A 13467-nucleotide genomic window follows, 5' to 3' on the forward strand; every position below is an offset into this window, starting at 1 on the left:
GGGGACACGGGGTGGGCGACCACCCCGTGTCCCCGGACCATGGAGCCGTGCCGGTACACGGGACGACAGCGAGCCGGGCACTTTACGAGGTGTCCGGCTCGCTCCCCGGGGTACCGTGGCGGCGAGGTGCCCCATTCATTCCTAGGCCAAGGCGGTGCTCACCAATGCTGCGAGCGGGATTCGACTCCATCCTCTATCTGGTGATGAACCTGGTCTTCCTGGGCTCCTCGATCGGTGCCTTCGTCCTCGCCGCCCTGGCCCGTGAGGACGCCTACCGGGCCGCCGACAAGCAGAGCAAGAACTTCTGGCTGATCATCCTCGGCCTGGCGGTCGCGGTGAACCTCCTGGTGCCGATGCTCTTCCTCTCCATCGCGGGCCTGATCGCCGCGATCGTCTTCTTCGTCGATGTACGGCCCGCCCTCAAGGCGGTCTCCGGCGGCGGCCGCCGTGGCGGTTCCAGCAGCGACGGCCCGTACGGCCCGTACAACGGCGGCAGGTGATCACACGGGCGCCGCGCCGGAACGCCGCCCGCCGCGGTGACGGAGGCGGCGGACCCTGAGACGGGGGCTGAGAAGGAGCGCGACTGACCGGGATCGAGGGGCGGCTTCGATACGCGTGTCCCTGGCTCCCGGCTTCCGCCCGTGCTCCGGTCCGCCTCCGGCGCGCCGCCGTCGGACCCGCTCGATCCGCCGCCCGCGACGCGCCTCAGCCCCTGCTCAGCAGCAGTACGGCCACGTCATCGGTCAGCTCCCCGCCGTTGAGCGCCCTCACCTCGGTGACCGCCGAGTCCAGCAGCTCCTCGCCCTCCAGTCCGGACCGGAGCTGCCGGTTGATCATCGCCAGCATGCCGTCATCCCCCAGCCGCTCCCGCTCGCCCGGTCCCGAGCGGCCCTCGATCAGACCGTCCGTATACAGCAGCAGGCTCCACGCGCCACCGAGCTGCACCTGGTGGCGCGGCCAGCGGGCACGTGGCAGCAGACCCAGCGCCGGACCTCCGCTCTCGACCGGCAGCAGCCGGGAGGCCCGGCCGCCCTGGGTGATCAGCGGCGAGGGGTGCCCCGCCAGACAGAGACCGGCCCGCCGCCCGTCCGGCGCGATGTCGATCGAGCACAGGGTGGCGAAGATCTCCTCGCTCTCCCGCTCGTGCTCCAGCACCTGTTGGAGGGTGGAGAGCAGCTCGTCCCCGCAGAGCCCCGCGAACGTCAGCGCCCGCCACGCTATGCGCAGCTCCACCCCGAGGGCCGCCTCGTCCGGGCCGTGCCCGCACACATCGCCGATCATCGCGTGCACGGTGCCGTCCGGGGTGCGGACCGTGTCGTAGAAGTCGCCGCCGAGCAGCGCCCGGGACCGGCCGGGGCGGTACCGGGCGGCGAACCGCAGCTCGGACCCCTCCAGCAGGGGAGTGGGGAGCAGCCCGCGTTCCAGCCGGGCGTTCTCCTGGGCGCGCAGCCGGGACTCGGCGAGCTTCATCTGGGCCGTGTCGGCGCGCTTACGCTCCACCGCGTACCGCACGGCGCGGCTGAGGAGCCGTCCGTCCAGTTCATCGCGGAAGAGGTGGTCCTGGGCGCCCGCCCGGACCGCCTCCGCCGCGCGCTCCGCGTCCCCTGACGTGGTCAGGGCCAGCACCGCGTGCCGGGGCGCCAGCCGCAGCACGTGCTTCAGCGGCGCCAGCTCCTCGTCCCCGGAGCTGGGCAGCGAGAGATCGACCAGGACGCAGTGGACGTCGTCGGTCAGCAGGCGCTCCGCCTCGGTGAGGTTGCGCGCGTTGCGGATACGGAGCCGGGCGCCGTCCGGGTCGGTGGCCTCCGGTGCGCTGAAGGCGGCGCCGGGGTCGTTCTCGATCACCAGCACGGTGAGATCGCCGCCGGATCCCGCGTCGGCTCGCGCGACCTCCGTGACCGGGGCGTTCCTCTGTCGCGGTACGGGTACGGGCATTGATCCGGTTCCTTTCCCTCCCCCGAGGGCGCGGCAGGACGACGAACGACGCCCTGCCAGACGGGGACCATAGCGGTAGCTCGGGCCGTAGTGGAATGCGGACGGAAGACGACCGGGGAGCATGTGCCCGGAATGAGAGGGCGGTTGACCGCCTCCCCATGACAAACATCACGCCCCGAAGCATGATCGCCACGGAAGATCTCCACCGCGCCACGGCTGCGCCCGGCGGATGCTTCCGTGCCCCGGTGCGATGGCGCATCAGCCCCGGTGCCTCAAGCGAGGACGGGAGGAAGGGCGAACCGGTTCCGGCCATCCACCGGACGGACGGCCTCGGGGCCGTTCCCACCGTGTCCGTGGCGCCCGTCGTGGTGCCGGTGTCCGTGATGTCTGATGCCCGTGGTGCCGGTGTCCGTGGTGCCTGGTGCTTGGTGCCCGTTCGGGTGGGTTACTGGTGTCCGGGGGTGTCCGTGGGTGTCCGCCGGGGCGTGCCCCGGCGGACCGGCTCAGGCGGGAACCCTTGACGGCGGGATCCGGAGGAGGCCTCCTGGAGCCTTCGCCTGGACCGCTCGCGGTGGGATTCGGACGAGGGCCTCCCGGTGCCTTCGCCCGGGCCGTTCGCGGTGCGATCCAGCGGCGGCGGACCCGTGCGCCGGACCACTCACCGGACGTCCGTCGCCCAGCCAGCGGTCCTCGGCTCTCCCTACAGGAGACAGGCGCCCTTGGGTGTGAGCCGCTCGCCGAGCTTCGTCCTTCGCCCTCTGGACTGCGCCCGTCGCCGTCCGCCCCTATGCCGAGGGGGACGGCCTCTGCCCGGGGAAGCGCCCTCCTGCCGGGGGAAGCGCCTTGCTCCGTCAGTCCGGCCGGACAACTCCGAGGATCTTCATCGAGCCCGCCCCCGCGATCGACACCGTCCTGCCCGGTCGGGGGGCGTGCACTATCTCTCCATCGCCGATGTACATCCCGACATGGCTGGCATCGGCGTGGTAGATGATCAGATCGCCGGGCCGCATCTGGTCGACCGGGACCTTGGGAAGTCGGCGCCACTGCTCCTGTGAGGTGCGCGGGATGCCTTTGCCCGCCGCCGACCACGCCTCGGAGGTCAGGCCTGAACAGTCGTACGAACCCGGGCCCTCCGCGCCCCACGCGTAGGGCTTGCCGAGCTGGGCCCGTGCGAACTCCACCGCCTTCTGGCCTCCCGTGGTCGCCTTCGCGTTCCCCGTGGTCGTCTTGAGCGCGCCCGTGCTCAGCCAGGCGGACTGGGCCCGGTTCGCCGCCTCGCGCTCCAGGACGAGCATCCGGGCCCGCTCCTCCTTCTCCAGCGCGTTCTCCAGCTTCTCAGCAGCAGCGATCTTGGTGGCTATCCGCTTCTGTGCCTCCGCCTGCTTGAGGCGATTGGCCTCCAGCTTCTGCCACTGGGCGCTCGCGGCCTTGTTGTAGGAGGCGAGTTCCGACTGGGTCCGCTTGAGGTCCTTGAGCAGGTCGTGGGTGGCCTTGAGGCTCTGCTGGACCCGGCCGAGGCCGTCGAGGAAGAGTCCAGGGTGGTTGGTGAGCAGCAGCCCCGCCTCGGGCGGCAGCCCGCCCGAGCGGTACTGCGCGCGTGCGGCGGCTCCCGCGCGCAGCTTCAGGTCGTCGATGCGGGCCTGGCCCTTGACGATCTCCTGGGACAGCTTCACGATCTCGGCCGATTGCCGCTCGGTCTCCTCCTCGGCGAGGTTGTAGGCGTCGGTCGCCGAGACAGCCTGGTGGTAGAGGCCCTCTATCTCCAGACGCACCTCCTCCAGCGACTTCTCCGCTCCCGATGCTCCTGACGCGCCTGGCGCGCCCGTCGGCGGCAGGGGCTCGGGCGCTGCGGGAAAGAGAGGAGCGAGGGGGGTGCTCGGGGCGAGCGGCGTCGCCGCGAAGGCCGCTCCGGGCGCCACGAGGGCGGTCAGCGCGCAGACCAGAGAGATCGCGGCGGCGGTGGCACAGCGGCGTCGGTTCACGACTCCCCCTCCAAGATGCTGAACACAGAACCGAATATCTGATTTACCGTCAGTAACTTATGGATACGGCGTGAATGGTGTCACGGCCTCGGACAAAGGGACAGAGGCCGGTGCGTGTGTGATCCCGCGCCCCGCTCCGGACCACGCACGGCCTGGAACGCTTCCCTCCCAGGGCCGCCCGCGACCCGTCCGTCTGTCCGGCCTCGCCTGTCTCATCCCGCTCCCGCCCGAGACGGACGATCCTTCTCACCTCTCCCCGACGAACAGCCCGCCGTCCGTGTTCCCGGCCGGGCCGGACCATCCGTACATTCACTCGAACGGGGGAGCGAAGGCGGCCCAGTCCACCGTGACCTCCCCCTGTCGCCACCTGCGGCGGTCGTCCCGTACCGGCCAGTCGGCCGCGAGGTCCCCCACGGCCCGGATCCAGCGCTGCCGGGCGCCGAGTGAGGCGTACGGGGCCGCTGCGGCCCACGCCCGGTCGAAGTCCCGGAGGAAGGCGTGGACCGGTTCGCCGGGCACATTCCGGTGGATCAGGGCTTTCGGCAGCCGCTCGGCCAGATCGGACGGGCGGTCCAGCGACCCCAGCCGGGTGGCGAAGGTGATCGTTCGCGGCCCTTCCGGCCCGAGCGCGACCCACACGTGCCGCCGCCCGATCTCGTCACAGGTCCCCTCGACCAGCAGGCCCCCCGGGGCCAGCCGCCCGCACAGCCGCGCCCACACGGTGGCGACCTCGCCCTCGTCGTACTGGCGCAGCACGTTCGCCGCGCGGATGAGATCGGGGTTCCGGCCGCCCAGCGGGACCTCGAAGCCGCCGTGCCGGAAGCCGAGGCCCTCCCGTTCGTACGGTCGTGCCGCCGCGACCCGCTCCGGGTCGATCTCGATGCCGACGACCTCGCAGCGCGGGTCCGCCATGCGCAGCCGCCGCCACAGCTCCAGGGTGGTCCAGGGCGCCGCACCGTACCCGAGGTCGACGGCGAGCGGCCGGTCGCTGCGGCGCAGCGCGGGGCCGTGGGCGGCGGCGATCCAGCGATCCATCCGGCGCAGCCGGTTGGGGTTGGTCGTCCCGCGGGTGGGGGTGCCGACGGGGCGGGTCATGCATGCGAGGGTATGCGCCCCTCTCTCCGTGGGGCGCGGGAGCCTCTCTCCGTCGCGGGAGCCTCTCTCCGTACGGTGGAGGAGGGCCCTTGCTGCGCGCGGGGCGGGGTCCGTGTCGTTCGCCGAGCCCCGGAGCGAAGCCCCGTCCGCCTCGCCCGTCCCTTCCGTATCCGCGTCTCCTTAAGGCAACGATTTGGCAAAGCGCCGCGCGATCGGAATGGCGGGAGGCCGTTCCCGCGTTGAGCGGCGGTGGAGGGCTGCTCGTCCCCGCAGCTCGCCATGCCCGCAGGACAGGGTGGGTCGTACGCCCCGCGCGCACCGCGGGCCCCGGTGGAGACCGGAGGGCGGTGCGCGGGTGACGGAGCGGAGGCCCACCGGTCGGAGGGGCGCGACGAAGCGTCCCGTGGGCCCGGCTGACAGGGGGGCCACCGGCGGTACCCGCCGCCGGAACGAGGAGGATGTCCGACGTGAGCCAGTACGTCTCGCGCCTCGGCAATGGCTTCACGAGCCCCCGTATCCGATTCCCGGGCCATCGCAGGCCGCGCCGGATCGCCATGCTGAGTGTGCACACCTCCCCGCTGCATCAGCCGGGGACAGGCGACGCGGGCGGCATGAACGTCTACATCGTCGAGCTCGCCCGGCGGCTCGCCGCCATCAATATCGAGGTCGAGATCTTCACGCGGGCCACGGCGGGCGGTCTGCCCCCCTCCGTGGAACTCGCCCCGGGAGTCCTCGTCCGTCATGTGGAGGCGGGGCCCTATGAGGGGCTCGCCAAGGAGGATCTGCCCGGTCAGCTCTGCGCGTTCACCCATGGGGTCATGCGCGCGTGGGCCCGCCAGCGCCCGGGGCACTACGACCTCGTCCACTCCCACTACTGGCTCTCGGGGCATGTCGGGTGGCTCGCCGCCGAACGGTGGGGCGTGCCCCTGGTCCATGCCATGCACACCATGGCGAAGGTCAAGAACGCCGCCCTGGCGGCGGACGACACCCCCGAACCCGCCTCCAGGGTGATCGGTGAGACGCAGATCGTGAACGCGTCCGACCGGCTGATCGCCAACACCGCGGAGGAGGCGGACGAACTGGTCCGCTTCTACGCCGCCGAGCGGGAGAGGGTCGCGGTGGTGCACCCCGGAGTGAACCTCGACCGTTTCCGTCCGGCCGACGGCCGCGCCGCCGCCCGCGCGCGCCTAGGAGTGCCGCAGGGCGCGTTCGTTCCTCTCTTCGCGGGCCGGATACAGCCGCTGAAGGCGCCTGACATCCTGCTGCACGCGGTGGCCCGCCTGGTGGAGCGCGAGCCCTCGCTCCGCTCCCGCCTCCACGTCCCCGTCGTCGGCGGGCCCAGTGGCAGCGGTCTCGCCCGGCCCGAGGGGCTCCAGAAGCTCGCCTGTCGCCTCGGTATCGCCGACCTCGTGCACTTCCAGCCGCCCGTCGGCCAGGAGCGCCTCGCGGACTGGTTCCGCGCCGCTTCCGCACTGGTGATGCCCTCGTACAGCGAGTCCTTCGGACTGGTCGCCATCGAGGCGCAGGCGACGGGTACGCCGGTGGTGGCCGCCCGGGTCGGCGGTCTGCCCGTGGCCGTGCGCGACGGGGAGACCGGATTCCTCGTGGACGGCCATGACCCCGCCGACTACGCGCGGGCGCTGCACCGCCTCCTGATGGACGAGGCGCTGGCGGAGCGCATGGGTGCCTCGGCCGCCCGGCACGCGGGCTCCTTCGGCTGGGATACGGCGGCCGCCGCGACCGCCGACGTCTACACGGCGGCCCTGTGGGACCACCGGCGCCGCGCGCGCTCCCGCGCCGGCTCCCTCTGACGCCTTCGCCCATCACCGCGCGCTCGCCGCCAGGGGAGCGCGCGGCATCGCGTTCCCCGTCCGCCACCAGGGGAGCGCGCGGCGTCACTGCCCGGCCTTCCGTACGTCTGTCCGGGCCCCCGGGTACGCTCGCACCATGTCCGACGACGAGGCACGACAGTCCGCGCGGGTCATCGAGCAGGCGCTGGGCGACGCGGGCCTGACCTGGGAGAGTCCCGAGCCCGGCACGTTCGTGGTGACGCTCCCCGGCACCCGGAAGCTGGCGACCACCTGCTCCCTGCGGGTCGGTGAGCACGCGCTGTCGGTGAACGCGTTCGTCATCCGTCATCCCGATGAGAACGACGGCGCCGTGCACCGCTGGCTGCTGGAGCGGAACCTCCGGCTCTACGCGGTCGGGTATGCCGTCGACTCCCTCGGCGATGTCTATCTGACGGCCCGCCTCCCGCTCTCCGCCGTGACCCCGGAGGAACTGGACCGGCTGCTGGGCGCCGTCCTGGAGGAGGCGGACGGGGCGTTCAACATCCTTCTGGAGATCGGTTTCGCGAACGCGATCCGCAAGGAGTACGCCTGGCGCGTGTCGCGCGGTGAGTCGACCCGCAACCTGGACGCGTTCACGAATCTGACCAAGGGCTGACTCCCGGCCGCCATGGTGGCCCGGAGCCTCTGGCGGCGAGGTAGACGGACCCGCCCCCTTCCCGCGCTCCGGGCGGGCGTGGCATGCTCCCCGCAACGCGCACATGAACGCTGTTCACATCCATGTAAGACGCATGGGAGGCGTACTCATGGAGATCGGTCAGCGACCGCTGGGAAGACGCGTCCTGCTCGGCGGGGCCACCGCCGTCGTCGCCACATGGGTCGGCGGCCCCGGCGCCCGGGCCGCTGGTGCACCCGTCACTCATGTCGCACGGCGGCCCGTCACGGCGCTCTGGGACGAGTACCGCCGCACCCCCTACCGCCACCCTCAGATCCCGTACGTCGGCCGGGCGGGCAGCCATGGCCGCCGTCGCCAGGCGCGGTGGGTGAGTGCCCATGACTTCGGTGCGGTGAACGACGGCTCGGCCGACGCGGCCCCGGCCATCAACCGCGCGATCGAGTGGATCGGCCGGCGCGGCGGTGGCACGGTCCGGCTCTCCGGCGGCACCTACCGCCTGGACGGCCTCATCCGGCTCGGCCACAGCGGAGTGGTCCTCGCGGGCGAGGGCAGCGGCCGGACGACGCTCCACGCCACCAAGCACCTCACCGAACTCATCGGCCCGTACGGCAGCCGGTACGGCGGGGACAAGTCCTCCTGGTCCTGGGCGGGCGGCCTCATCTGGCTCTGCCCCCGGGCCCGCTGGGAGAGCCTGGTCGGGGCCATCCGCGCCGGGGACTGGCCGTTCGAGGGCTGGACCGGCAACAGGCGCGACGAGTGGCGCACGCTCGCGACCGTACGCCCGGCCCGGCGCGGCGACTGGTCGGTGACCGTCGACAGCGCGCGCCGGCTGCGCGCGGGGCAGCTCGTCCTCCTGCGGATCGCGGACGACGCCGGCCACACCCTCCTGGAGCACATGGCGGGCGGTGGCCCCGGCCCCGAGGCATATGTCTGGGACGACAAGACCAAGCTCACCAGTTACGTGCCGTATGAGTGGCCGGTCCGCGTGACGGCCGTCACGCGCGACCAGGTCACGTTCGAGAGGCCGTTGCCTCTCGATCTGCGGCCCGAGTGGGACCCCCGGATCGTCACCATGGTGCAGCCGCTCACCGACGCCGGGGTGGAGGGAGTGACCCTGGAGGCGCGCGAGACCCCGCAGTCCCCGCACCTCCTCGACAAGGGCTACAACGGCGTCACGTTCCAGTGCGCCTACGACTGCTGGGCGCGGGACGTCACGGTCCGCCATGTCGACAACGGCTTCGGCCTCGTCGGGGCGTCGGCCTGCACCCTGCGCGACACCAGGGTCGAGGGCCGGGGCTCCCACCACCCGTACTTCTGCCGCGAGGGTGCCCACGACAACCTGATCGAGGACTTCGCCGTCGCGCGCCGCACGGTGCCCGCACCGGCGGGCACCCAGCTCCACGGCATCAATGTCGAGGGTCTGTCCAGCTACAACGTCTGGTCGCGCGGTGTCATGGAGATGGGCACCTTCGACACCCACCGGGGCATGCCGTTCGCGAACGTCCGTACGGAGATCACCGTCCACAATGACGGCCGCCACGGCGGTGACGCGAGCGCCGGACCCCTCTACGGGGCCCGCTTCGCCCACTGGAACGTGACGGTCACCAACGGCAGGGCCGGACTGGTGAGGATCGACCAGGTGGCCCCGTACAGCGCGACCGTGGGCATCTCGCACGTACGGGAGTTCGGCCAGGTCGACGTCCCGGACTTCACCGGGCCGCTGAACGCGCGTCTGGAGGCGTACGGGACCCCCGGGGCCGTCTGGCCACCCAACCTGTACCGCGCGCAGCGCGCCCTCTGAGGCGCGCTCCCCGCGCTCCGGTGTGCGGGGGACCGAGGCCGGAGGAAGAATTCACGCCATGAGCGACATCTCGGGCGGTTCCGATCCGCCGCACCCGGTCGGCGGCTCGGGTCCCTTCCGCCCGGCGGATGGCTCCGACGCCCCCGCTCGGGCGGACGGAGAACCCACTGGGGCGGACGGAGAACCTGCCGCCCCTGTACGGCGGGGGCGGGGCACCAGCCAGGGCCTGGCACTCGCGGCGATGATGTTCGCGGTGTCGATGACGTTCATCGACCAGACGATCGTCGCCATCGCCGCGCCCGACATCAGCGAGGAGCTGTCGCTCACCTCCTCGGGCCTGCGCTGGGTCGTCAACTCCTATCTGCTCGCCCTGGCGGTGTGCTTCGCGCTCGGCGGCCGTCTGGCGGACATCCACGGGCACCGGCGCGTGATGCTGTTCGGCACCCTGGTCTTCGTCGTCTCGTCCGTGCTCTGCGGCTGCGTCCCCGCGACGGACTTCGCACAGACCTGGATGATCATCTTTCGGGCGGCCCAGGGGGTGGGCGCCGCGCTCATGTTCCCCGCCGCGCTCGCCGTGGTCACCGCCGTCTTCCCGGTCGAGCGGCGCGGGCGCGCGCTGGCCCTCTTCTTCGGCGTCGCGGGGGGCTTCACGGCGATCGGCCCGCTGCTCGGCGGCTGGCTGACCGCATGGACCTGGCGGGCCATCTTCTGGGTGAACGTGCCCGTCGCCCTGATCGCGATCGTCCTGACCGTCCTGGCCCGGATCCCCAACACCCCGCGCGCCGAACGCCTCGACCTGCCGGGCGCCGCCCTGGTGGCGGCCGGGATGGGCCTGAGCGTGCTGGGGCTCCAGCAGGCGGCCGAATGGGGCTGGGGATCGGCCGCGACCTGGAGCTGCGTCGCCGGGGGCTTCGCGGTGCTCGTCGTCTTCTGCGTGTACGAGCTGCGCGTCCCCGAGCATCCCCTGATCAAGCTGCGCGTCTTCCGGGACCGCGCGTTCGCCGCCGACAACGCGGTTCTCTTCTTCTCGATGCTGGCCTTCGTCCCGCTGTTCTTCTTCGCGTCCGTCTACGCCCAGGTCTCCCTCGGCAAGACGCCCAACGAGGCCGCTCTCTACCTCCTCTTCTTCTTCCTCGGCTTCGTGGTCGCCACCCAGATCGGCGGGCGCCTCCTGGACTCGCGCGGAGCGCGCCCCCCTATGGTGATCGGCTGCGCCCTGGGGACGATCGGATTCGCCCTGTGGGCCTGGAAGCTGACGGACCTCTCGTACGCGGCCCAATGGCCCTACGTCGTGCTCGCGGGCGTGGGCATCGGCTTCCTGCTCGCACCCGCCTCCACGGACTCGGTCAACCGCGCGATCGACGCGTCGTACGGAGAGGTCACCGGCATCACCCAGACGGTCCGCAACTACGCGGCCGCCGTGGGGCTCGCGGTGTACGGAACCGTACTCAGTCACGTCATGGTCGACCGGGTGACCGCGACACTGGAGTCCCGCGGAGTCCCCGCCACGGCCGCCGAGCGGACCGCCCGGGAACTCTCCCAGGCCCTCGCCCGCCACGGCGGCAGCGGCGCGTCCCATGACGGTCCGGTGGCGGCCCTGACCCAGAACGCACGTCACGCGGTACGGATGGACTTCGCCGAGGCCAACCAGTGGGTGTTCTACGGCATGGCCCTCGCCCTGGCCGTGGCCCTGGTGTGCGCCCTCGCCCACCCGGGCACCCGGGTCACCGCCCAGGGGCCCCCGCCCTGACCGGCGCCTCCCGCGTCCCCTGCCGCGTGTTCAGGACACGGCACCCTGGGCACGCGCCGCCACGCCGTCCCCCTCGGCGGCCGCCCCGTCCGGAGTGCCGGCCCTCACCCGGCCAGTACCTCGGCCGGGGCGGCCCGCACGCGGCTCCTCGTCCACCACCTCGGGAAGACGGCGCAGCAGCGCCCAGTACCCCACCCCGGTGACGGTTCCCAAGGCCGCGCACAGGGCCCAGAGCCACTCCGCGCCCCACTGGTCGATCACTCCGCCCGCCACTATGGGCGCGAGCAGGGTGGCCACCGACCAGGTCAGGGTGTACATCCCCTGGTAGCGCCCCCGGCCCCGGACAGGCGAGAACCGCACCACCAGACTGCTCTGCGTGGGCGCGTTCACGATCTCCGCCAGTGTCCAGACCATCACGGTGGCCACGTACAGCCCGACCGAACCGGCGAAGGCGGTCAGCCCGAACCCGTACCCCACCAGGAGCGACGAGACGATCAGCAGCCGACGGGGGTCGCGGTGCTCTATGTAACGCGTCACGGGGATCTGGAGGGTGACGATCACGACGCCGTTCACCGCCATGACCAGGCCGTAGTCGGCGGATGAGAAGCCGTCCTCGGCCATCGCCAGCGGCAGCCCGATCATCCCCTGCATAAAGATCAGCGCGACGACCAGCGCCAGCAGGACCATGCACATGAAGCGGCCGTCGCGCAGCACGGTCCACAGGCTGACCTCGGGCCCCTCGTCGGCCGACGCCAGCTGCGGCGGCCGCGACTCCGGCACCTTCGCGAAGACCAGCAGGGCGCACGCCAGGGTCATCGCGCCCTCGATCAGGAAGAGCGCCAGATAGCTGTACTCGGCGATGAAGCCCGCCGCCGCCGTGGAGATCGCGAAGCCGAGGTTGATCGCCCAGTAGTTCAGCGAGAACGCGCGCACCCGGTCCTGCGGCCGCACGATGTCGGCCATCATCGCCTGGACGGCGGGCCGCGAGCCGTTCGTCGCCGCGCCGACCACACACGCGACGGCCGCGATCACCGCAGGGTGCTGTGCGAAGCCCAGGAGCGCCACGGAGACCGCCGTCGAGCCCTGGGCGATCAACAGCGTGGGCCGCCGCCCCAGCCGGTCGGCGAGCACCCCCGCGCCGAGCGAGGACATCACACCGCCGAGCCCGTAGAGCGACACCACCAACCCGGCGTACGCCGCCGAGTAGCCGCGTTCCACGGTCAGGTACAGCACCAGATAGGTCGAGACGAACATCCCCAGCCGATTGACGAGGGTGCTCGTCCACAGCCACCAGAACTCCCGGGGGAGCCCCGAGACCGTCTCTCTCATGGCGCGTCGCGCCCCGGCAAGCGGCATGGTCCCCCCAAGGCCCATCGGCGGAAGTAAGTGTCACAGAAGGTGCCCGCACGTTACCGAGCGTCGTTTCCCGCTGACCAGTCGATTGACGTGGACCGTCAATCGACGCCTCTGAGCACGCCGGGAACCCCCGCGCGCCTCCCTGGCGACGCCCCAGCGCGCCCCTGGACCACGTCCGGAGCCCGCCTCCAGGTGACGGGTGTACGCGCCCCTAGGAGCCGCGTACGCCGCCCCGCCCTCCACCGCACACACGAGCGGCGACGGCGCACACGTCCATTAGGCTCGGACGTATGGCCGACGCACCGTACAAGCTGATCCTCCTCCGCCACGGCGAGAGCGAATGGAACGCGAAGAACCTGTTCACCGGCTGGGTGGACGTCAATCTCACCGAGAAGGGCGAGAAGGAGGCGGTCCGCGGTGGTGAGCTGATCAAGGACGCCGGTCTGCTCCCCGACGTACTGCACACCTCCCTCCAGAAGCGCGCCATCCGCACCGCCCAGCTCGCGCTGGAGTCCGCGGACCGCCACTGGATCCCCGTCCACCGCTCCTGGCGGCTGAACGAGCGCCACTACGGCGCTCTCCAGGGCAAGGACAAGGCCCAGACCCTCGCCGAGTTCGGCGAGGAGCAGTTCATGCTCTGGCGCCGCTCCTACGACACGCCGCCCCCGCCGCTGGCGGACGGCACCGAGTTCTCCCAGAGCGACGACCCGCGCTACGCGACGATCCCGTCCGAACTGCGCCCCCGCACCGAGTGCCTCAAGGACGTCGTCGTCCGCATGCTGCCGTACTGGTACGACGGCATCGTCCCCGACCTCCTCGCGGGCCGCACCGTCCTGGTCGCCGCCCACGGCAACTCGCTGCGCGCCCTCGTCAAGCACCTCGACGGCGTCTCCGACGAGGCCATCGCCGGCCTCAACATCCCCACCGGCATCCCCCTCTTCTACGAACTGGACGCCGACTTCAACCCGATCACCCCCGGCGGCACCTACCTCGACCCGGACGCCGCGGCGGCGGCCATCGAGGCGGTCAAGAACCAGGGCAAGAAGTAGCGAGACGGCACGATCAAGCCCCCTGTCGGCGGAGAA

General features: G+C 71.9%; 10 protein-coding genes. 6 read left to right on the forward strand and 4 right to left on the reverse strand.

Annotated elements, in window-relative coordinates:
- The first annotated feature begins 164 nt into the window (after positions 1 to 164).
- On the forward strand, positions 165 to 500 hold the full coding sequence (locus ACFVIM_RS25445) for a DUF2516 family protein (RefSeq protein ID WP_384305536.1): 336 nt from the start codon (positions 165 to 167) through the stop codon (positions 498 to 500).
- A 205-nt stretch (positions 501 to 705) separates the two neighbouring features.
- Here the strand turns inward: ACFVIM_RS25445 and ACFVIM_RS25450 are convergent, their stop codons facing one another.
- The 3 genes from ACFVIM_RS25450 to ACFVIM_RS25460 form a co-directional block, all read right to left on the reverse strand.
- Complete coding sequence (locus ACFVIM_RS25450; protein ID WP_384305539.1) at positions 706 to 1935, reverse strand: PP2C family protein-serine/threonine phosphatase; 1230 nt, start codon at positions 1933 to 1935, stop codon at positions 706 to 708.
- 851 nt (positions 1936 to 2786) lie between these two features.
- Entirely contained in the window at positions 2787 to 3917 is a 1131-nt protein-coding gene (locus ACFVIM_RS25455) for an NlpC/P60 family protein (RefSeq protein ID WP_384305542.1), read from the reverse strand.
- 309 nt (positions 3918 to 4226) lie between these two features.
- A complete protein-coding gene (locus ACFVIM_RS25460; protein WP_384305545.1) occupies positions 4227 to 5012 on the reverse strand; it encodes a class I SAM-dependent methyltransferase in 786 nt (261 codons plus the stop codon).
- A gap of 467 nt (positions 5013 to 5479) precedes the next feature.
- On the opposite strand from ACFVIM_RS25460, the gene mshA reads away from it, so the two are divergent.
- The 4 genes from mshA to ACFVIM_RS25480 all read left to right on the forward strand — a co-directional run bounded on the left by mshA (position 5480) and on the right by ACFVIM_RS25480 (position 11026).
- Positions 5480 to 6823, forward strand: a complete 1344-nt coding sequence (gene mshA, locus ACFVIM_RS25465) for a D-inositol-3-phosphate glycosyltransferase (protein WP_384305548.1) — start codon at positions 5480 to 5482, stop codon at positions 6821 to 6823.
- 136 nt (positions 6824 to 6959) lie between these two features.
- The gene (locus ACFVIM_RS25470; RefSeq protein WP_384305550.1) at positions 6960 to 7457 is read left to right on the forward strand and encodes a YbjN domain-containing protein; all 498 of its coding nucleotides are present in this window, start codon (positions 6960 to 6962) and stop codon (positions 7455 to 7457) included.
- 148 nt (positions 7458 to 7605) lie between these two features.
- Positions 7606 to 9276, forward strand: a complete 1671-nt coding sequence (locus ACFVIM_RS25475) for a glycosyl hydrolase family 28-related protein (RefSeq protein WP_384305552.1) — start codon at positions 7606 to 7608, stop codon at positions 9274 to 9276.
- A gap of 241 nt (positions 9277 to 9517) precedes the next feature.
- A complete protein-coding gene (locus ACFVIM_RS25480; protein ID WP_384305559.1) occupies positions 9518 to 11026 on the forward strand; it encodes an MFS transporter in 1509 nt (502 codons plus the stop codon).
- A 30-nt stretch (positions 11027 to 11056) separates the two neighbouring features.
- Here ACFVIM_RS25480 and ACFVIM_RS25485 read toward each other — a convergent pair whose 3' ends face one another.
- Positions 11057 to 12382, reverse strand: coding sequence for an MDR family MFS transporter (locus ACFVIM_RS25485; RefSeq protein ID WP_384305555.1), 1326 nt, complete (start codon positions 12380 to 12382; stop codon positions 11057 to 11059).
- A 290-nt stretch (positions 12383 to 12672) separates the two neighbouring features.
- Between ACFVIM_RS25485 and ACFVIM_RS25490 the strand changes: the two genes are divergently transcribed.
- A complete protein-coding gene (locus ACFVIM_RS25490) occupies positions 12673 to 13431 on the forward strand; it encodes a phosphoglyceromutase (protein WP_384305557.1) in 759 nt (252 codons plus the stop codon).
- Positions 13432 to 13467: the final 36 nt, after the last annotated feature.

The organism is Streptomyces sp. NPDC057638 (assembly GCF_042800315.1).
Lineage (GTDB): Bacteria > Actinomycetota > Actinomycetes > Streptomycetales > Streptomycetaceae > Streptomyces.

Bases quoted from the DNA above. Each gene is read 5' to 3' on its own strand.
- ACFVIM_RS25475 (WP_384305552.1), top strand. From the start codon at position 7,606: ATGGAGATCGGTCAGCGACCGCTGGGAAGACGCGTCCTGCTCGGCGGG.
- ACFVIM_RS25445 (WP_384305536.1), top strand. From the start codon at position 165: ATGCTGCGAGCGGGATTCGACTCCATCCTCTATCTGGTGATGAACCTG.
- ACFVIM_RS25460 (WP_384305545.1), bottom strand. From the start codon at position 5,012: ATGACCCGCCCCGTCGGCACCCCCACCCGCGGGACGACCAACCCCAAC.
- ACFVIM_RS25450 (WP_384305539.1), bottom strand. From the start codon at position 1,935: ATGCCCGTACCCGTACCGCGACAGAGGAACGCCCCGGTCACGGAGGTC.
- ACFVIM_RS25490 (WP_384305557.1), top strand. From the start codon at position 12,673: ATGGCCGACGCACCGTACAAGCTGATCCTCCTCCGCCACGGCGAGAGC.
- ACFVIM_RS25470 (WP_384305550.1), top strand. From the start codon at position 6,960: ATGTCCGACGACGAGGCACGACAGTCCGCGCGGGTCATCGAGCAGGCG.
- ACFVIM_RS25480 (WP_384305559.1), top strand. From the start codon at position 9,518: ATGATGTTCGCGGTGTCGATGACGTTCATCGACCAGACGATCGTCGCC.
- ACFVIM_RS25485 (WP_384305555.1), bottom strand. From the start codon at position 12,382: ATGCCGCTTGCCGGGGCGCGACGCGCCATGAGAGAGACGGTCTCGGGG.